The 19,330-nt window shown below is 62.6% G+C and carries 19 protein-coding genes; 6 read left to right on the top strand and 13 right to left on the bottom strand.

Annotation, left to right across the window (positions count from 1 at the left end; translation table 11 throughout):
• Nucleotides 1–98 precede the first annotated feature (98 nt).
• Together ACMQ11_RS01980 and ACMQ11_RS01975 are read left to right on the top strand one after the other, a co-directional pair.
• A complete protein-coding gene (locus ACMQ11_RS01980) occupies nt 99–1,073 on the top strand; it encodes a sensor histidine kinase (protein ID WP_418990987.1) in 975 nt (324 codons plus the stop codon).
• Nucleotides 1,070–1,708: a response regulator gene (locus ACMQ11_RS01975; protein WP_418990986.1), complete on the top strand. Its 639-nt coding sequence runs from the start codon at nt 1,070–1,072 to the stop codon at nt 1,706–1,708. The genes ACMQ11_RS01980 and ACMQ11_RS01975 overlap by 4 nt, the downstream gene beginning before the upstream one ends.
• Before the next feature lie 245 nt (nt 1,709–1,953).
• On the opposite strand, the gene cls is transcribed toward ACMQ11_RS01975, so the two are convergent.
• Together cls and ACMQ11_RS01965 are read right to left on the bottom strand one after the other, a co-directional pair.
• Complete coding sequence (gene cls / locus ACMQ11_RS01970; RefSeq protein WP_418990985.1) at nt 1,954–3,369, bottom strand: cardiolipin synthase; 1,416 nt, start codon at nt 3,367–3,369, stop codon at nt 1,954–1,956.
• A gap of 121 nt (nt 3,370–3,490) precedes the next feature.
• Complete coding sequence (locus ACMQ11_RS01965) at nt 3,491–4,492, bottom strand: DUF4837 family protein (protein WP_418990984.1); 1,002 nt, start codon at nt 4,490–4,492, stop codon at nt 3,491–3,493.
• A gap of 150 nt (nt 4,493–4,642) precedes the next feature.
• Here ACMQ11_RS01965 and ACMQ11_RS01960 point away from each other — a divergent pair, with 150 nt between their 5' ends.
• Both ACMQ11_RS01960 and efp read left to right on the top strand, forming a co-directional pair.
• Nucleotides 4,643–5,215: a polysaccharide deacetylase family protein gene (locus tag ACMQ11_RS01960; protein WP_418990983.1), complete on the top strand. Its 573-nt coding sequence runs from the start codon at nt 4,643–4,645 to the stop codon at nt 5,213–5,215.
• Nucleotides 5,216–5,308: 93 nt separating this feature from the next.
• Nucleotides 5,309–5,875: an elongation factor P gene (gene efp / locus ACMQ11_RS01955; RefSeq protein WP_418990982.1), complete on the top strand. Its 567-nt coding sequence runs from the start codon at nt 5,309–5,311 to the stop codon at nt 5,873–5,875.
• A 158-nt stretch (nt 5,876–6,033) separates the two neighbouring features.
• On the opposite strand, the gene argH is transcribed toward efp, so the two are convergent.
• The 9 genes from argH to ACMQ11_RS01910 all read right to left on the bottom strand — a co-directional run bounded on the left by argH (nt 6,034) and on the right by ACMQ11_RS01910 (nt 16,760).
• Entirely contained in the window at nt 6,034–7,368 is a 1,335-nt protein-coding gene (gene argH / locus ACMQ11_RS01950; RefSeq protein WP_418990981.1) for an argininosuccinate lyase, read from the bottom strand.
• A 52-nt stretch (nt 7,369–7,420) separates the two neighbouring features.
• Nucleotides 7,421–8,488 carry a M20 family metallo-hydrolase gene (locus tag ACMQ11_RS01945; RefSeq protein WP_418990980.1) on the bottom strand — a complete coding sequence of 356 codons (1,068 nt, stop codon included), beginning with the start codon at nt 8,486–8,488 and terminating at the stop codon, nt 7,421–7,423.
• Nucleotides 8,488–9,279: an acetylglutamate kinase gene (gene argB / locus ACMQ11_RS01940; protein WP_418990979.1), complete on the bottom strand. Its 792-nt coding sequence runs from the start codon at nt 9,277–9,279 to the stop codon at nt 8,488–8,490. Before argB ends, ACMQ11_RS01945 begins: the two co-directional genes overlap by 1 nt.
• Entirely contained in the window at nt 9,279–10,235 is a 957-nt protein-coding gene (locus ACMQ11_RS01935) for an N-acetylornithine carbamoyltransferase (protein ID WP_418990978.1), read from the bottom strand. Before ACMQ11_RS01935 ends, argB begins: the two co-directional genes overlap by 1 nt.
• Nucleotides 10,236–10,244: 9 nt before the next feature.
• The gene (locus ACMQ11_RS01930; protein ID WP_418990977.1) at nt 10,245–11,372 is read right to left on the bottom strand and encodes an aspartate aminotransferase family protein; all 1,128 of its coding nucleotides are present in this window, start codon (nt 11,370–11,372) and stop codon (nt 10,245–10,247) included.
• A gap of 210 nt (nt 11,373–11,582) precedes the next feature.
• Entirely contained in the window at nt 11,583–12,545 is a 963-nt protein-coding gene (gene argC / locus ACMQ11_RS01925) for an N-acetyl-gamma-glutamyl-phosphate reductase (RefSeq protein WP_418990976.1), read from the bottom strand.
• Nucleotides 12,542–13,744, bottom strand: coding sequence for an argininosuccinate synthase (gene argG, locus ACMQ11_RS01920; RefSeq protein WP_418990975.1), 1,203 nt, complete (start codon nt 13,742–13,744; stop codon nt 12,542–12,544). Before argG ends, argC begins: the two co-directional genes overlap by 4 nt.
• Before the next feature lie 153 nt (nt 13,745–13,897).
• A complete protein-coding gene (locus tag ACMQ11_RS01915; RefSeq protein WP_418990974.1) occupies nt 13,898–14,515 on the bottom strand; it encodes a GNAT family N-acetyltransferase in 618 nt (205 codons plus the stop codon).
• Nucleotides 14,516–14,558: 43 nt separating this feature from the next.
• The gene (locus ACMQ11_RS01910) at nt 14,559–16,760 is read right to left on the bottom strand and encodes a RelA/SpoT family protein (RefSeq protein ID WP_418991125.1); all 2,202 of its coding nucleotides are present in this window, start codon (nt 16,758–16,760) and stop codon (nt 14,559–14,561) included.
• 80 nt (nt 16,761–16,840) lie between these two features.
• On the opposite strand from ACMQ11_RS01910, the gene trhA reads away from it, so the two are divergent.
• Together trhA and ACMQ11_RS01900 are read left to right on the top strand one after the other, a co-directional pair.
• Nucleotides 16,841–17,497: a PAQR family membrane homeostasis protein TrhA gene (trhA, locus tag ACMQ11_RS01905; protein WP_418990973.1), complete on the top strand. Its 657-nt coding sequence runs from the start codon at nt 16,841–16,843 to the stop codon at nt 17,495–17,497.
• A 1-nt stretch (nt 17,498) separates the two neighbouring features.
• On the top strand, nt 17,499–18,401 hold the full coding sequence (locus ACMQ11_RS01900; RefSeq protein ID WP_418990972.1) for a PHP domain-containing protein: 903 nt from the start codon (nt 17,499–17,501) through the stop codon (nt 18,399–18,401).
• Here ACMQ11_RS01900 and ACMQ11_RS01895 read toward each other — a convergent pair.
• A complete protein-coding gene (locus tag ACMQ11_RS01895; RefSeq protein ID WP_418990971.1) occupies nt 18,351–19,130 on the bottom strand; it encodes a class I SAM-dependent methyltransferase in 780 nt (259 codons plus the stop codon). The genes ACMQ11_RS01900 and ACMQ11_RS01895 overlap by 51 nt on opposite strands.
• A 1-nt stretch (nt 19,131) precedes the next feature.
• The gene (xseB, locus tag ACMQ11_RS01890; protein WP_418990970.1) at nt 19,132–19,323 is read right to left on the bottom strand and encodes an exodeoxyribonuclease VII small subunit; all 192 of its coding nucleotides are present in this window, start codon (nt 19,321–19,323) and stop codon (nt 19,132–19,134) included.
• Nucleotides 19,324–19,330: the final 7 nt, after the last annotated feature.

Raw genomic sequence — 19,330 nt, 5'->3', positions numbered from 1 at the left:
TTTTATTCTCGAACACTCCTCGTTGTCGCAGACCGGTATAAGGATAAAAATAGGGTAATTTTTAATTCTTAATTCTCAATTTTTAATTATATTTGCCTATGCTGATAAAGATTCTGCTCGTCATCGCCATCATCGTACAGATAATGGCCACGGCCTACGCCCTGAGGCTGGTGCGCATGACCAAGTACAACTCGGTGTGGATTCTCTTCATCGTCGGCTTCTCGCTGCTCTCGGTCGAGCGCTTCATCCAGCTGCTGATGGCTTCGGGGCAGTACGTGCCGCGCTGGTGGTTCGCCTACCTGGGCATCGTGATCTCGGTCTGCCTCTCCATCGGCGTCATGTACGCCCACAAACTCTTCAAATACATCGACCGCCTCAACCGCCAGCGGCAGCTGCTCAATAAGCGCATCCTAACGGCCGTCCTGCGCACCGAGGAGAAAGCCCGCTCGCGCTTCTCGAAAGAGCTGCACGACGGCCTGGGGCCGCTGCTCTCCTCGGCCCGCATGTCGCTTACGGCGCTTGCACGCGAGCAGTCGGGCGACGAGCAGCGCGAGATCATCGCCAATACGACCTACGTCATCGACGAGGCCATCCGCTCGCTGCGCGAAATATCGAACAACCTCTCGCCCCACGTGCTCAACGATTTCGGGCTGGCGCGGGGGATTCAGAATTTCATCGACAAGAGCGCCGCGATGCACGAGGTGAAGATCCGTTTCACGACCAACCTGCGTACGGAGCGCTACGATACGGACATCGAGGTGATCCTCTACCGGGTGGTGTGCGAACTGATAAACAACTCCCTGAAACACGCCGCCTGCACGTCGGTGAACCTCTCGCTGTCGCAGAACGGAACCATGCTGGCACTCGACTACACCGACGACGGCCGCGGGTTCAATCCCCAGGCGATGATGGACTGCGGCATGGGGCTTTCGAACATCGCGTCGCGCATCAACTCGCTGGGCGGGTCGTTCGACATCGCTTCGGCCAAAGGCAAAGGCATGCGCGCTTCGATCCGGGTGAATACCGAAACGGAAACGGCCCCTGAAAAACGGCGGCGAAAAAGGAGGTCATGAACGAGTGCGCCATCTTCCTGGTCGACGACCATTCGTTGTTCCGCAACGGGCTGCGCGGGCTGCTGGAGCGTTGCGCCGGGTGCCGCGTGGCGGGCGAGGCGGCCAGCGGCGAGGAGTTCCTCGCCCTGCTGGACGGAATCGAGGCCGACGTGGTTTTCATGGATTTCTCCATGCCCGGAATCGACGGCGCCCAGACCACCGAACGGGCTTTGGCCCGTCGTCCGGAGTTGCGGATCATCACCCTCTCCATGTTCGGCGAAGAGAGCTACTATACGCGCATGGTCGAAGCCGGTGCCCGGGGTTTTCTCTTGAAAGATTCCGACATCGGCGACGTGATCGAAGCCATCGCAACGGTCCGCGCGGGCGGGAGTTATTTCAGTCCCCGGCTGCTCTCGTCGCTCGCGGGCCGCATCCGCACCCGCGAGGCGACCCCCGACGAGCCGCTCTCCGAGCGCGAGCGCGAAATTCTGGTGGCCGTCTGCCGGGGCCTGTCGAACCAGGAGATCGCCGACGAGCTGTTCATCTCCAAGCGCACCGTCGACAAGCACCGCGCCAACATTCTCGAAAAGACCGGCTGCAAGAACACCGCCTCGCTGGTGGTCTATGCCATACGCCACCGCATCGTCGAATTGTAGTTTTCGATGATTGCGGCACACCTGCCGCACATCCCTCCAATCCCCGAACGGGATGTACCTCAAGTACTACCCGTCCGGGGATTGTCACGATGCACGGCATCTGCACCACACTGATCGAAAACTGATTCCGGGTCCTTACGCTCATGTACTACCCATCCGCGCGCCGCTCGTTTAAGCAAATCGCTCCACTATTTGCGACCCATCGACAGGCTCGGGGGATCGTGTATAACGCCCCGGCCGCAGCCTCACATCAGCGGGGAGAAGAGGCGCAGGAACGACTCGGCCCAGCGGCGGGAACGGGGGCGGTTGAACCACTCGGCCGCGGTGAGGTGGCGGCACTGGGCCGCATCGCGCTCGAAAACGGACTCCATGCGGTCTGTGAATTCCGCGTCGTAAACAAAGGCGTTGATCTCGAAATTGTGTTCGAAACTGCGGAAATCCATGTTCGCCGAGCCGATCACCGTCAAATCGTCGTCGATGATGAGCAGTTTGGAGTGGAGGAACCCCGGGGTGTAGAAGAGAATCTTCACCCCGGCTTTCATCATGTCGTCCAGGTAGGAGTGCGAAGCCAGGTCGATGGCTTTCGAGTCGGAGCGTTCGGGCAGCATCAGCCGCACGTCGATTCCCGCGAGCGCCGCAACCTGCAACGCCGTATTCAGCACGTCGGACGGCAGGTAATAGGGGGTCTCGATCCAGATCCGCCGCCGTGCCCGGGCGATGGCGTAGCTGTCGGCCTGCAACAGGGCGCGCCACTTGCCGAACGGTCCGCTCGGGACGATCTGCATCACGTCGTCGGTATAGGATGCGGCCTCGGGGTAGTAGTCCGGGCCCGAAATGTGCTGCTTGGTGGTCGCCGACCAGTCGCTCAGGAACGAAGCCTGCAACCCGGCGGCGCCGCTGCCCTCGATGCGGAAATGGGTATCGCGCCACGAGCCCCAGCCCGTTCCGTGCACATAGCGGTCGGCGACGTTCATGCCGCCGATAAAGCCTACGCGGCCGTCGATGACGACGATCTTGCGGTGGTTGCGGTAGTTGACCTTGCTCGTGAAGAACGGAAATTTCACGTGCAGAAACGCACGTACCTCGATCCCCTCGCGGCGCATCCCCTCGAAAAAAGCCTTTTTCACGCCGCTGCTTCCCACGTCGTCGTAGAGCAGGCGCACCTCGACCCCGCACCGCGCCTTGGCCACCAGGGCGTCGCGCAGGCGTCGCCCCGTGGCGTCGTCCGAGAGGATGTAGTACTGGACGTGGATGTGGTGCCGGGCCCGGCCGATCTCCTCGAGCAGGGCCTCCATCTTCGACTCCCCGTCGGTGAAAGCCTTCAGGCGGCTGCCGTAGAGCGGCACGGCGTGGAGCGTGGTCATCAGCAACTCGGACAGCGCGCGGTGTGCAGGCGGAATGCCGGGTTGCTGCCGGTGCTCGCTCTCGTCCAGCTGCATGGTGATCCGCTTGCGCGTGCGGTGGGTGATGATGCGCTGCTTGGAGAGGTTCTGACCGAAAAAGAAATAGAAGACCAGCCCGACGCCCGGAGCCAGCAGCAGCACGACGATCCACGGCACCGTCTTGAGCGGGTTGCGGTTGTCGGTGATGATAACCACGATGATACCCAGGATGGTGAGCGAGTAGATTCCCAGAAATAAATAGGTCAGGACTTGCTGCATGGCGTTTCTTCGGTATGGGTGTTCGGTCAGCGGAGCGGACGAGCATTCGGCGCGTGCTGGGAGGGTCGCACGGCAGGTGTTCGGCTCGTGCCGGACGGTTGTCCGTCCAACCGCACCGGGGTTATTTCTGCTCGGGGAAATGCACCATGTACAAGAGGTGCTCGACCCCCCGCATGAAATTGCGCTTGTGGAGTTTCGGGGAGTAGACGTAGCAGTCGAGCGTGAAGACGCGGTTGGTGGCCGTATCGACGGTCGAATAGCTTACGAACGGGCCGCCCATGAAATCGCCGTGCACGTCCCAGAAACCGCGCAGTTCGCACCACAGCCGTCCCTCGAGGCGGAACATGCGGTAATCGGGCGGCATGACCTCGGAGGTGGTCATGTACGAGCCTTCGGAGGGGCCGGGGATGCGCGCCGCGAACCGGTTGCGGGCTTCGAGCAGCGCCGCTTCGGAGAGCGACCGGGGTCCCTCGTAGGGGTAGGAGTAGATGAAGAATCCCTGGCTGGCGGTGGGATATTCGTAGCGGGCCCAGACGAAATCGGGCTGCTCGGCGGCCAGCGTATACCCTTTCGGAACGGTCATCTCGACCCCGAACGTGCGCTGGACGGCGGACTGCACGGCGGGGTTGTCGAACGCTTCGGCGTTTTTCACGGCCCGGTCGCGTTCGGCCGATTCGAGGGCCTGAACGAGGCTCTGCCGGTTCTTCGAGAGGTATTCGACGATGGATTTGTCGTCGGGACCCTGCAACGTGAGGACGATCTGCGGCTCGGACGTGACGTTGTACTGCACGGCCACCGAGGTCTTGTCGAGCGACGGCACCTCGACTACTTTCAGCACGTTGCGGTGGTCGGCGATCATGTTCGAAAAGTCCTGCTCGCGCACCCGCATCACGTCGAACAACGGTTCGGTCTGGTTGAGGTAGGGCACCGGAGCCGTGAGGATCGCGCGCAGCGTGTCGCCCACCTCGCCCGTCCACTCCCGCTGCGCGCAGACGACGATCAACTCGTAGGGCCGCCCCTGGGCGGTCTTGAGTTTCTTTTTGGTCAGAGTGTGAAAGGCGTCGCAGCCCGTCATGAGGGCGACGAGAAACGCCGCAAGCACCATGCGATTGACAATTTTCATAGCCGGTCGGTCATTGCGGACCCGGCAGCGCAACGGCTTCGGGTCGAATTTGTTAAGAGCAAAGATAACGATATTTTTCCAAATGGCGCGGATTTTCACTATTTTTGCCGGGCCATGCGTTTGAAACCGCCCAAAATAATCCGGCGCCTGATGCCGGACCTGATCTGGGAGATCGACGACCGGGAGGGCGTTTTCCTCACGTTCGACGACGGCCCCACGCCCGGTATCACCGAGTGGATTCTCTCGACACTGGACAAGTACGATGCCAAAGCGACCTTTTTCGTGCTGGGCAAGAACGTCGAGATGTATCCCGACCTCTTCCGCCGCATCGTCGATGCGGGTCACAAGGTGGGCAACCACACCTACTCCCACCAGAAAGGATGGGGCATGAGCCTGGAGCGCTATACGGAGGACGTGGATTTTGCCAATGACCTGATCCAAAGTGAGCTGTTTCGTCCGCCCTATGCCCGCATCACCCCGGCGCAGGCGCGCTTTCTGGGCCAGCGCTACAAGCTGGTCATGTGGGACATCCTCTCGCGCGACTACAACCGGCGTTTGTCGCCCCGCACCTGTCTGAAGAACGTCACCAAGTACCTCGCGCCAGGGGCCATCGTCGTCTTCCACGACAGCGAAAAGGCGTTCCGCAACATGCGCTACGCCCTGCCGCGCACGCTCGAAAAGATCCGGCAGATGGGCCTGCGGTGCAAGCCGATCGAGTTTTGACGCCCTCTCCGGTGCGCCGGTGCCGGGGAATAGGATTTTTCGGATTTTATGCGTACCTTTGCGCCGCGAAATACATCTAAAATACTATACACTATGGCAACTACCGCTGACATCAAAATCGGAATGTGCATCGAAATGGACGGCAAGACCTTTCAGATCGTCGATTTTCAGCACGTCAAGCCCGGCAAGGGACCCGCTTTCGTGCGCACCAAACTCAAGAACCTCGAAAACGGCCGCGTGCTGGAAAACACCTTTTCGGCTGGCGTGAAGATCGAGCCCGTGCGCGTCGAGCGCCGTCCCTACCAGTTCACCTACGAGGACGACCTGGGCATGCATTTCATGCACACCGAGACGTTCGAGGAGATCAATATCGACAAGAACCTGATCAACAACTACGACCTGATGGCCGATGGCCAGATCGTCGAGGTCATGTTCCACACCGAGAAAGAGCAGGTGCTTTCGGCCGAGCTGCCCCCGATCGTGGACATGGAGGTCACCTACACCGAGCCGGGCATCAAGGGCGACACCGCCTCGACCAACTCCCTCAAGCCCGCCACGGTCAACACCGGTGCCACGGTCCGCGTCCCCCTGTTCATCAACACGGGCGACAAGATCCGCGTCGATACCCGCACGCGCGAGTACTACGAGCGCATCAAGTAGCTTTCGATTTGTTTTCGATTTTATAGGGCATCTTTGCACTTGCACTCATGCGGCACGAATGGGACGTACCTTATGTACTACCCATCCGTGCCGCATTTCGTTTAAGCACAAATCTGCTCCTCTAAAATCGAAAACTCATGATTTGGCATTCGCCTTTACTACCTCCGCCCATGCGGTTCTTCGGGCTGGGAGCGGGTTGTGAATTCGGCCATTACCGCCTCCATTTTTTGTCGGATGCGGTCCGTGCAAAGATTTCCGATGCTGCCCGCATGGGTGTGGTGCACCTCGCGCGTGGGGCGGTAGCGGCCCTCCTGCACCGCCTTTCCCACCGTGCGGTAGGCTTCGCGGAACGGGGTGCCCCCGAGGACCAGCCGATTCACATCTTCGACCGTGAAGAGGTAGTCGTATTTGGGATCGTCCAAAATGTGCTCGTTGACACCGAGGTTCGAGAGCATGTAGTCGCACATCGAGAGCGTGCGGCGGATTTCGGTCGTCGCGGGGAAGAGAATGTCTTTCAGGAGCTGCATGTCGCGGTGGTACCCGACGGGCAGGTTCGCGGTCAGGAGCGCCAGCTCGTTGGGCACGGCCTGGAGGCGGTTGCAGCGGCCGCGCATGATCTCGAAGACGTCGGGATTCTTCTTGTGCGGCATGATGCTCGAACCGGTGGTGAGGCGGTCGGGGAGGGTGACGAAGCCGAAATTCTGGCTCATCATCAGGCAGACGTCCATCGACAGCCGCCCCACGGTGGCGGCCACGGCGGCAATGGCCGCAGCGGCGGCCCGTTCGCTCTTGCCGCGGCTCATCTGCGCCGCCACGACGTTGTAGTGCAGTGTCTCGAAGCCCAGCAGCCGGGTGGTCATTTCGCGGTCCAGCGGGAACGACGAGCCGTAGCCGGCGGCCGAACCCAGCGGATTCTGGTTGGCGATGTGCCAGGCCGCCGCCACCAGCCGCTGGTCATCGATGAGTGTCTCGGCATAAGCGCCGAACCAGAGTCCGAACGACGAGGGCATGGCGACCTGCAAATGGGTGTAGCCGGGCATCAGCACTTCGCGGTAGCGTTCGCTGAGCGATTGCAGGCGGTCGAAGAGCGCCCGTACGCTGTCGGCGATCTGCCGCAGTTCGTCCCGCAGGAAGAGCTTGAGATCGACGAGCACCTGATCGTTGCGCGAACGGCCCGCGTGAATCTTCTTGCCCGCGTCGCCCAGCCGCCGCGTGAGCAGCAATTCGACCTGCGAATGGACGTCCTCGGTGCCGGGCTCGATCCCGAAGCGTCCGGCCCGGATTTCTTCGGCTATTTCGTGCAGCCCCTCCGTGAGCGTTTGCAGTTCGTCGGAGGTCAGCAGGCCGATCTTTTCGAGCATGGCGATATGCGCCAGCGACCCCTCGACATCGTACTGTGCCAGCCGCATGTCCAGTTCGCGGTCATTGCCCACGGTGTACTCCTCGATCAGCCGGTCGGGTTCGAAACCCTTGTCCCAGAGTTTAGTTGCCATAAGTCTATAAAGAGTTTTCGGTGCCCGATGCCTTGTTCGTCGGGCGCGGTTTTCATTGCATGAAGAGTTCGCCGAGTTTTTCGAGGTATTCGGTGTAGATGCGAATACCCTGCTCCACCTCTGCGACCAGGACGTACTCGTCGGCCGTATGCGAACGCGACGACTCGCCCGGGCCCATTTTGAGCGCCGGAAAGGGCATGAGCGTCCGGTCGGAGGTGGTAGGCGAGACGAATGTTTCGAGCCCCGCGGCCCGGGCGGCCCCGACGAGCGGGTGGTCGTCGGCAAGGGCCGAGGCGCGGATGCGCGTCGAACGCGGTACCACCTCGGAGCGTATGGCGGCGCGGAGGATTTCGACCGTCTCTTCGTTGGTGTAGGCGTCCGTCGTCCGCACATCGACCACGAAGCGGCAGCGGTCCGGTACGACGTTGTGCTGTGTACCGGCCGCGATTCCGGTCACGGCGATACCGATAGGACCCAACAGAGGGGATTCGCGCTCGAAGCGGAATGTGCGGAGCCGGGCGATGTCGTCGAGCGCCCGGTAGAGGGCATTGACCCCCTCGTCGCGGGCGGCGTGGCCGCTTACGCCGTGCGCCTCGCAGTCGAGGACCACCAAACCCCGCTCGCCCACGGCTGCCCGCATACCGGTCGGCTCCCCGACCAGAGCCATATCGATCCGCCCCAACACCGGCAGCAGGGCCCGGATGCCCCGTTCGCCCGAGCACTCCTCCTCGGCCGTGAGGGCCAAGTAGAGGTTGAACGGCAGCGGCCGGTTGCGCATGGCCAGAAAAACCGCCGTCAGTGCCGCGACCGAGGCTCCGGCGTCGTTGCTGCCCAGCCCGTAGAGACGGCCCTCTTCGACGACGGGGGCATAGGGATCGCGCGTCCACGAGGCGGCGGGGCGCACGGTGTCGTGGTGGGAGTTCAGCAGCAGCGCAGGCCGTGCCGGATCGAATTCGGCCGCGCGGGCGTAGACGTTGTTTGCGAGCCGCTCGGGCGCAGCGCCCCGCTCCGCAAGAAAGGCGTACAGCAGGTCGGCCGTCGCCCCCTCGTCGCGCGAGGGCGACGGGGTGGCGATCAGTTGCTTCAGCAGATCGAGGGCCTGTGCGCTCCGTGCATCCATCAGTCGGGAGTTGAGAGTTGTGAATTCCGTATCGTCGTGCCGTCGTCTGCAAGCAGTCGGTCGGCACGCCGGATCGAGACGCTGCGGACGCCCTGCTCGACGGCTTTCAGGGCATTCTCGACCTTGGGGATCATGCCCCCGCGGATGACACCCTGCGTACGGAGCGCAGCATAACCGACCGGGGTGATCTCCCGGATAAGCGACCGCTCGTCGTCCGGATCGCCCAGCACGCCGCGCTTCTCGAAGCAGTAGATCAAGTCCGTCGGGGCGATCCGGGCCAGGGCCGTGGCCAGCGCCGAAGCCACGCTGTCGGCGTTGCAATTCAGCAGCGTGCCCGCGCCGTCGTGCATAATGGCCGAAAACACGGGTGTCAGCCCCGCGTCGAGCAGGCGTCGGAGCAGCTCGGAATCGACCCGGACGATGTCGCCCACGAAGCCGTAGTCGACGGGCTGCGGCGGCCGGCGGCCGGCGAGCACGATGTTTCCGTCGGCCCCCGAGAGTCCCAGGGCGTTGCACCCGGCGGCTTGGAGCCCGGCCACGAGCTGCTTGTTGACCAGCCCGGCATAGACCATCGTCACCACGTCGAGCGTGCCCTTGTCGGTGATGCGGCGTCCCTCGACCAGCTCGACTTTCAGTTCCAGCCGCTCGGCGAGCCGCGTGGCCAGCTTGCCGCCGCCGTGTACGAGGATTTTGGCCCCGGGCAGCGCGGCGAAATCCCGCTGAAAACGTGCAAGGGCCGCGGGGTCGTCGATGACGTGGCCGCCGATCTTTACGACAGTAATCCGTTCCATCACGAAAGTCCCTCCAGCATGCGTTTGAGGACGACCTGGGCGGCGATCTCGCGGTTCGCGGCCTCGGCGATTACCAGCGAACGGGGAGACTCGATCACCTCGTCCGTGACGATCATGTTCCGGCGCACGGGCAGGCAGTGCATGAAGAAAGCATCGTCGGTCAAGGCCATTTTCTCCGCATCGACCGTCCAGGAGCGGTCGCGCGAGAGGACCTTGCCGTAGTTGGGATCGGCCCAGGCCGCCCAGTTTTTTGCATAGACGAAATCGGCGCCGGCGAGGGCCTTGCGCTGGTCGTATTCGACTTTTGCCGGGCCCACGAACTCCGGGGCGAGTTCGTAGCCTGCGGGGTGGGTGATCACGAGGTCGTAGCCCGCGGCGATCATCCACTCGGCGAACGAGTTGGGCACGGCCTGCGGCAGGGCGTTGGGGTGGGGAGCCCAGGTCAGCACCACCTTGGGGCGTTCCTTGGTCTTGTGCTCCTCGATGGTAACGAGGTCGGCGAAACTCTGGAGCGGATGCCGCGTGGCAGCCTCCATCGAAAAGACCGGGCGGCCCGAGTAGCGGATGAACTGCTCGAGGATGCGCTCCGAGTAGTCCTCCTGCTTGTCCTCGAAGCGGGCGAAAGACCTCACGCCGATCACGTCGCAGTAGGAGCCCATAACGGGGATGGCTTCCAGCAGGTGCTCGGCGCGGTCGCCGTCCATCACCACGCCCCGCTCGGTTTCGAGCTTCCAGGCCCCCTGGTTCACGTCGAGGACCATGGTGTTCATGCCCAGGTTCATCGCGGCCTTCTGGGTCGAGAGCCGCGTGCGCAGGCTCGCGTTGAAGAAGAGCATCAAGAGGGTCCGGTTGCGGCCCAGCGCGGTATGGCGGAAGCGGTCGCGTTTGAGCTCGCGCGCTTCGGCGACGGCTTCCCGCAGGTCGCCGATGTCGTGTACGCAGGTGAATTTATGCATTTTTAATTCTTAATTTTTGATTGCATCGCACAGTGCTTCGAGGAAGCGGTCGGCCAGTTCGCGCGTCAGGCACAGCGCCGGCAGCAAACGTACCGTCGAGGGTCCTGCACCGCCCGTAAAAACATGTTTGTCGAAGAGAAGCCGGCGGCGCAGCTCCGTCCCCGAGCCGTCGAGTTCGATGCCGATCATCAGCCCCCGGCCCCGAACCTCCCGCGGACCGTCGATACCCCGCAGCTCATTTAGGAGGTAGTCGCCCACGCGGGCGGCATTTTCGACGAGCCCCTCGCGCTCGATCGTCTCCAGCACGGCGATGGCTGCGGCGCAGGCCAGGTGGCTGCCGCCGAACGTGGTCCCCAGCATTCCGGGCCGCGCCTCGAAATGCGGGGCGATCACGACGCCGCCGATGGGGAAGCCGTTGCCCATGCCTTTGGCCACGGTGATGAGGTCCGGACGGATCGCGGCCCGCTGGTGGGCGAAGAAGCGGCCCGTGCGGCCGTAGCCCGACTGGATTTCGTCGAGGATGAGCTGGGTGCCCGTTTCGTTGGTTGCGGCGCGCAACTCGCGGAGAAAATCGTCCGTCGGGCAGTGGATGCCCGCCACGCCCTGGATGCCCTCGATCACCACGGCGGCGAACTCCCGCGTGGAGAGTTTTTCGCGGACCGCTCCGATGTCGTTCAGCGGAACGAACTCTACATTGGCAGTCTGGTTGAACGGCGAGCGGATGGCCGGGTTGTCGGTGGCGGCGACAGCTCCGGCCGTGCGGCCGTGGAAAGCGTGGGAGAAAGCCAGGACCTTTGTGCGACCGGTGTGGAACGAGGCTAGCTTCAGGGCATTCTCGTTGGCCTCAGCGCCCGAGTTGCAGAGGAAAAGGCGGTAGTCGTCGTAACCCGAGAGGCGGCCCAGCAGCTCCGCCAGGCGCCGCTGGAGCGAGTTTTCGACCGAGTTGGAGTAGAATCCCAGCCGGGCGGCCTGCGTTTGGATGGCCTCGACCCAGGCCGGGTGGGAGTGGCCGATCGAGATGACGGCATGGCCGCCGTAGAGGTCGAGGTACTCCGTGCCGGCGTCGTCGTAAACGAAGCAGCCGCGGCCCAGGACGGGTTCGACCGGATAGAGGGAATAGACGTTGAAGAGTTCCATGTTGCAGTTTTTATGCGTTTGTGCCTTGCGGCCCCTCGACAGGGCTCGGGGATCGGGAACAGGTGGTTTCTTGTGCGGTGAGAGCCGGCGCATAAAACTTTACACCTTTCTCCTTTAACCCGCCTGCGGCGGCTTGACTTTGCTAACGCTCGGCAGAGACTGCTTGCAGTCTCTGCCCTCGCTCAATCGCAAAGTTCACCTTTCACCTTTTTAAAAAGCCGACGCTTTGAGCCGCAGCCCCGCGGTCTGGTCGAGCCCGAACATCAGGTTCATGTTCTCGACGGCCTGCCCCGAAGACCCTTTCAGCAGGTTGTCGATCACCGAGACCACATGCAGTTTGTCGCCGTGGCGGTTGACGTTCAGCAGCGCCTTGTTCGTGTTCACGACCTGCTTGAGGTCCACGTCGCGGGAGACGACCGACGTGAAAGGAGCCGTGCGGTAGAACTCCTCGTAAAGCCGGCGGACCGTCTCGCTGTCCGCGGTGCAGGAGGTGTAGACGCTTGCGAGGATGCCCCGCGTGAAATCGCCGCGCAGGGGGACGAAATTCACCGCCGAGCCGAACATCGGGTCGAGGCGACGCAGGTTGCGGGCAATCTCCGTCAGGTGCTGGTGCGTGAAAGCCTTGTAGACCGAGAGGTTCTGCGCCCGCCAGCTGAAATGGGTCGTGGCCGAGGGTTTGACGCCGGCGCCCGTCGATCCGGTCACGGCCGTCACGTGCACCTCGTCGCGCAGCAGTCCGGCGGCCGCCAGGGGCAGCAGCGCCAGTTGGATCGCCGTAGCGAAGCAGCCCGGGTTGGCCACACGCGCGGCGCTGCGGATGCGATCGCGGTTGAGCTCCGGTAGGCCGTAGACGAAGCCCTGCGATTCGTCGCGGAAATCCTGCGCCAGGTCGATGATCTTTACGCCGGACGGAATCTCGTTTTCGGCCAGCCATACGCGGCTCTGACCGTGGGCCGAGCAGAGGAACACCACATCGGCCGCCGTGAGGTCTGCGGAGGCGGTGAAGCGCAGTTCGGTGTCGCCCTCGAGCCCCGAATGGACGTCCGCAAGGCGGTTGTCCGCATTCGAGGTGCTGTGGACGAACGCCAGCTCGGCTGCCGGGTGGTTCAGCACGAGCCGGATGAGTTCGCCGGCCGTGTAACCGGCGCCTCCGAGGATGCCGACGCGGATCATTTGCCGTTGCGTTTCTGGACGTTGTGGTAGATTTTGATCTGGTTGCCCAGAATCTTCGTGAAGCCCTTGACGTCGTCCGCCGTCCAGGCCCGGTTCACCTCGCCGTACTCGCCGAAATCGGTTTTCATCAGATCGAACGGCGACTCGACGCCCACCAGCGTAAAGTTGCGCGGCCGCAGGATCAGCTCCACGGTGCCCGTGACGTTGCGCTGCGAGGAGCGAAGCATCGCTTCGATGTCGCGCATGACCGGTTCGAGGTACTGCGCCTCGTGAAGGAACATGCCGTACCACGTGGCCACCTGCTCTTTCCAGTAGAGCTGCCACTTGGTCAGCGTGTGTTTTTCGAGCAGCTTGTGGGCGGCCAGGATGAGCATCGGACCGGCTGCCTCGAAGCCCACGCGGCCCTTGATGCCGATGATCGTGTCGCCCACGTGCATGTCGCGGCCGATGCCGTAGCGCGAGCCGATGGCCTCCACGGCGCGGATGGCTGCGACCTTGTCCTCGTAGGGGGTGCCGTTGACGGCGGCGATTTCGCCCTCGGCGAAAGAGATGGTGAGGCGCTCTTCGCCCTCGGCGGTGATCTGGCTCGGATAGGCCTCTTCGGGGAGGGTCTCTGCGGAGCGCAAAGTCTCCTTGCCGCCGATCGAGGTGCCCCACAGCCCCTTGTTGATCGAATACTCCATCTGCTTGTAGTCGGCCGTGATGCCGTGGCGGCGCAGGTAGTCGATCTCCTGTTCGCGCGTGAGGGTCAGGTCGCGCGTGGGGGTGATGATCTCGATCTCGGGGGCCAGGATCTGGAACGTCAGGTCGAAGCGCACCTGGTCGTTGCCCGCGCCCGTGGAGCCGTGTGCTACGGCGTCGGCGCCGATCCGTTTGGCGTATTCGATGATGGCAATGGCCTGGAAGATGCGCTCGGAGCTGACCGAAATGGGGTAGGTACCGTTGCGCAGGACGTTGCCGAAAACCATGTAACGGATGCTCTTTTCGTAGTACTCCTGCTCGATGTCGAGTGTGGCGTGGGCGACGGCGCCCAGCTCGATGGCCCGTTTCTCGATACGCTCCAGTTCGGCTTTCGAAAAGCCGCCCGTATTGGCTACGGCCGTATAAACGTCGTAGCCCCGCTCCTCGGAGAGGTATTTGACACAGAACGAGGTGTCCAGTCCGCCGCTGAATGCCAGAACGATTTTCTTCTTTTCCATATCCTTATCTTTTTTTCGATTTCATTTGACCGTTTCTTGTAGAGGCAGGCCGTTCTCGCAGCGTTCCGCCGCGTTTACAATTCTGACCCACCCCCAAACCCCCGCCTCGGCGGGGGCTTATGTGCCGCTGCGCGGCAATGGGAATTCAGACCGTTATTTCAGGTGAAAAAGTTTTTTTAATTTATTCCTGAAAAACATCACATAAGGCGCCATGCGCGACTGCCGCGTCCGCTTCTTGGCCGGGTCGTACAACATGCCCGTACAGAGGCACATGCGGCGCTGGTTGCGCTGGAGGATGTCGTAGTTGCAGCAGCCCTGGCAGCCCTGCCAGAACTCCTCGTCCTCGGTCAGTTCGGAAAAGGTCACGGGCACGTAGCCCAGGCGCGAGTTGAGCTTCATGACCGGAAGCGACGTGGTGATGCTGAATAACTTGGCGTAGGGAAATCGTCGTCGGGCCAGCTCGAACGTTCGTCGCTTGATCCGCTCCGCGAGCCCCATGTGCCGGTACTCGGGATCGACGATCAGACCGGAGGTGGCGACGAAATCGCCGTGCCCCCAGCACTCGATGTAGCTGAAACCGATCAGTTTCTCGCCGTCCAGCGCCACGACGGCCTTGCCGCCGGTCATCTTTGCGGCGATGTATTCGGGCGAACGCTTCGCAATGCCCGTACCCCGCTGCAATGCCGACTCGTAGATCATCTGGCAGATGCGCTCTGCGTAGTGCGCATGCGACGAGTCGGCAAAAAGGACGCTGATAGAGTTGTTATTCATTTATCGTTTGTGTGTAGGAAAAAAGTCGTGATTCGGGGAGCCGCTAATTGATACGGTAGGCTCGCTGCACGCCCTTGATGCGCATGATGCGGTGGATGAGCGTGTCGACGACGCTGGCGCCGGGCACCTCGACCGAGACCGTGCCCGCGACGCAGCCGCCCGAGGCCGCTTCGAAATTGATCGCGCGGATGTTGAGCTTCAGGTCGCGGCTGATGACCTCGGTGATGTGGTTGGCCATGCCCGTGGTGTCGGCCGCCACGATGCGGATCGTCACGCGGAACGCTCCGTTGGCCGTGTGTCGCCAGCGCGCCTCGATCACCCGGTAGGGGTAGTTCTCGCGCATGCGGCGGGCGTTGGGGCAGTCGGTGCGGTGGATGGTGATGCCCGAGGTGATCGTGACGAAACCGAACACCTCGTCGCCCTTGATCGGGTTGCAGCACTTGGCCAGCTTGTACTGGATCTTCGAGATGTCGTCGTCGATCACCAGGGCGTCCTGCGACGCGCTGCTCTCGCGCGAGGCGTGTGCCGCCGCTTTCTGCCGCTCGGCCTCGGCCGCCGCCGCGCGTCGCTCCTCGTCGGCCTCGCCCGAGAGGTGGCGCGAGAGAATCTCCTTGATCGAGCCGAAATCGAGTTTCTGCGTGGCGATCAGGGCGTAGACCTCCGTACCCAGCCGCAGCTTGAAATACTTGGCCAGGCAGGCGACGGCCTCGTCCATCGTCAGGGGAAATTTCCAGTTCTTGAGCTTGCGTTCCAGCTCCTCGCGTCCCATGCGGGTGTGCTTGGCCTGCTCCTCCCGGAGGTAGGATTTGATCTTGTTGCGCGCCTTGGAGGTTACCACGAACGAGAGCCAGTCCGCTTTGGGGGTCTGGTTCTTCTGCGTGAATATTTCGACGATGTCGCCGTTGTGCAGTGCATCGCGGATGGCCGCCGTGCGGTTGTTGACCTTGCCGCCCACGCACGTCGAGCCCAGCGAGGTGTGGATGTCGAAAGCGAAATCCAAAAGCGTGGCCCCCTCGGGCAGTTTTCTCAGATCGCCGTTGGGCGTGAAGACGAAGATCTCGCCCGTGGCGGGCTTGGCGTCGAAACGCTGCGCCAGCGCGTGGGTGGTGTCCTCCATCAGTTCGCGCAGGCGCCCCAGCCACTGCTCGCTGGTCTGCGCACCCTGATTGACCCCCTTGTAACGCCAGTGCGCCGCGATGCCGCGCTCGGCCACGGCGTCCATGCGCTCGGTGCGGATCTGCACCTCGACCCAGCGTCCTTCGGCCGAAACGGTGGTGTGCAGCGACTCGTAGCCGTTGGATTTGGGGATCGAAATCCAATCCCGCATGCGGTTGGGGTTGGGCGTGTAGAAATCCGAGACGATGGAGTAAGCCGTCCAGCACTGGGGTTTCTCCTCCTCGGGTTTGCAGTCGATGATGATGCGGATGGCGAAGATGTCGTAGACCCCCTCGAACGGGACGTGCTGTTTGTGCATCTTGGTCCAGATCGAAAAGATCGACTTGGTGCGGCTCTTGATGTGGTAGCGGATGCCCAGTTTTTGGAGCCGCTCCTCGATGGGAATCAGAAAGCGGGCGATGAACGCACGGCGTTCCTCGGCGCTCTCCTCGAGCTTGAGGACGATGTGCTCGTAATCCTTGGGTTCGAGAAATTTAAGCGCAATGTCCTCCAGTTCGCTCTTGATGGCGTAAAGTCCCAGCTTGTGGGCGATCTGGGCGTAGAGGTTCATCGACTCCCAGCTCTTCTTGCGCCATTTCTCGCGCGGGAACGTTTCGAGCGAACGCATCACCTCGAGCCGGTCGGCCAGCTTGATCAGAATCACGCGCGGGTCCTCGGAGTAGCTCACGATCAGGTCGCGGAAATTGTCGGCCTGCTCCTTGGCCACCTTGAGTCGCAGCTCGGAGATGTTCGAAAGGCCCATCGTGATGCCGACGACCTCCTCGCCGAATTTCGAGCGGATGTCGCGCGTCAGGGCGAGGAACTCCGCCGCGGGGAGGCGCTTGTGGGCCAGGCGCACGACGTCGTGCAGGATGGCCGAGAGGGTCGAGTTGCGGCCCAGCCCCACCTCCTCGATGACGATCGACGCCACGGCCGCGGCATGGGCGAGCATCGGCGTGCCGTCGTAGCGCACCTCGCCTGCAAGCCGCTCGTCGGCATAGACGAGCGCCTCGTCGACCAGCGACGCGGTCTCAAACGAGAAATTCGCACGGACCGTCGTGCGGAGTTTTTCGTAGCGTGAAAAGTCCATTTTTATCGAACCTCTAACCTCGATGGCAAAGATATGAAAAAATTTCATAAATTTGGCACAGGAATCAATCGCGCGGTGCCATGAAAGCAAAAAAAGAGGTTTATGTCCCGACCCGGGGCGAGGAGGTCGCCAATGCGGTTTCGCATGGCGTAATGGCGTTTGCGGCTCTCGGAGCGCTGCCATTCGCGGCCATATGGGCCTATGCGCACGATGCGCAGCCGGTGGAGGCCGCGGCGGCGGTGAGCGTTTTCGTCGCTTCGATCCTCCTGATGTTTCTCGTTTCGACCCTCTACCACGCCATGCGGCCCGGATCGGAGCACAAGGCCGTGCTGCACGTGCTTGACCATATCTTCATCTATGTGGCCATTGCGGGCAGTTATACGCCGATCGCTCTTCTGGTGATCGGCGGCTGGCAGGGGACGCTCATCACGGTGCTGCAATGGACGATGGTGGTGTTCGGCGTGTTCTACAAGTCGCTTGCAGGGCGCTCCATTCCGGCCCTGAGCCTTGCGATCTACCTGGTGATGGGGTGGTCCGTCGTCTTTTTCCTGCCGCAGTTCGTCCGCAGCGCATCGACGGAGCTCTTGGCGCTGATCGCCCTGGGCGGCGTGTTCTATACGCTGGGGGCGTGGGTCTATGCGAAAAAGGGATTCCGCTACCACCACCTGGTGTGGCACCTGATGATCGACCTGGCCGTAGTCTGCCACTTTGCGGGAATCGTATTTTATCTGAACTGATATGACACTGTATGACTTTCATATCCACTCGGCTTGCAGCAGCGACGGCGAACTGACTGTCCCTCAGTTAGTCGAGGCCTGCGCGGAGCGCGGGCTGCACGCTTTCGCGCTCACCGACCACAACTCGGTCCGCGGCGTCGGGGAGGCTGCGCAGCTTGCCCGCGAACAAGGTATTCGTTTCTTGCCGGGAATCGAGATCGACTGCAATTACGCCGGGACCGACCTGCACCTGCTGGGTTACGGGATCGACTGCGAATCGGCCGATTTTGCCCGGCTGGAGGAGGCGGTCGCCGCGCGGGTGCGGGAGTCGTTCGACCGGATGGTCGAAAACCTGCTGAGGCTGGGGTTTGCGGTCGACGCCGGGACCGTGCTGGCGGCTGCCGGGGAGCGGCTGCCCACGGCGGAGCTGATCGCCGAGGTGATGCTCGCGCACCCCGAATACGACACGCCCCCGCTGGCGCCCTACAAGCCGGGCGGCAGCCGGAGCGATATGCCCTGCATCAATTTCTACCTCGATTATTTCGCCCAGGGACGGCCGGCCTGGGTGCCGGTCGAATACATGCCGTTCCGCGAGGCGGTCGAACTGGTGCGCGACAACGGCGGCGTGCCCGTAGTGGCGCATCCGGGGCTCAACCTGAAAGGCCGCGAGCGGGTTGTCGAAGAGCTGCTCGACCGCGGCGCCGCGGGGCTGGAGGCGTTCAACAACTACCACACGGCGGAGCAGGCGGCCTGGTTCGCCGAAACGGTCAGCCGTCGGGGTGCGTGGATGACTGCGGGAAGCGATTTCCACGGGAAGACCAAGCCCGCGATCCGGATCGGGGAGTATCCCTTGGACGAGCGGTACGCCGGACGGTTAGCCGACTTTGTAGACCATGTAGATGTGGTCCGCCGGCAGGGCGTATAGCGTGCGCTCGGCCTCGGTCAGCGAAGCCGCATAGTCGATGTCGGCCACCTCGAAGCCCGCTTCGCGCAGGCGGTCGGGGTAGTCGGCGCCGTAGATGCGCCGGTGGTCGTACTGCCCGAAAATGCGCGTGCGCTGGTCCGGATCGGTGATCGTATCGTCCTCGTAGGTGTGTTCGTAATCGCGGTCCACGGGAGAGAGGACGATGCCCCAGCCGCCGGGCCGCAGGATGCGGTGCAGTTCGCGCAGCGCCCGGCGGTCGTCGGCGACGTGTTCCAAAAGGTGGTTGCAGAGGACGACGTCGACCGAATTGTCCGCAAGGGGAATCTGCTGCACGTCGAAATGCAGGTCGGCCAGCGGGCTTTCGAGATCGGCGGTGATGTACTGCCCCGGATGCCCCGCGAAATGGGGTTTCAGATGGCGCAGGATGCAGACCTCGGGGGCGATATGGAGCGTGCGGGGAAACTTTTGCAGCAGGTCGGTTTCGCGCGCGAGGTAGAGCCACAGGAGACGGTGGCGTTCGAGCGAAAGGCAGTGCGGGCAGAGCGCATTGGGGCGCGTACGGACGTAGCCGTAAGGCAAAAACTTGCGGTATTTCGAGCCGCAGACGGGACATTCGACCCCCCCCCGCCCTCGATACGCGAGCCCGAGAACCGGCACGACCCATCCCGCAATGCGCTGCAAGAGCGGACGCGGGAGGTGGTTCAGGGCCCATTTGACCAGCTTTTTCATGCTACTCGAGGATTTTGCCCACCTCCTCCTCGGCCTTATGCAGCCGCGCCTTGCACAGGGCGATCAGCTCCGTGGCGCGCAGGACCTCGGACGTGAGTATGTCGACGTCGATCTCTTCGTTGCGGAAGCGGGACAGGATCTGCTCGACGGCGTCCATCGCTTCGGCGTAAGTCAACTCTTTTTTCTTTGCCATATTGCGT

The sequence above is a fragment of the Alistipes sp. genome, from assembly GCF_048465575.1.
Classification (GTDB): domain Bacteria; phylum Bacteroidota; class Bacteroidia; order Bacteroidales; family Rikenellaceae; genus Alistipes.
The sequence above is the reverse complement of the archived record's forward strand: the minus strand, read 5'-3'. Positions and strand labels throughout refer to the sequence as shown.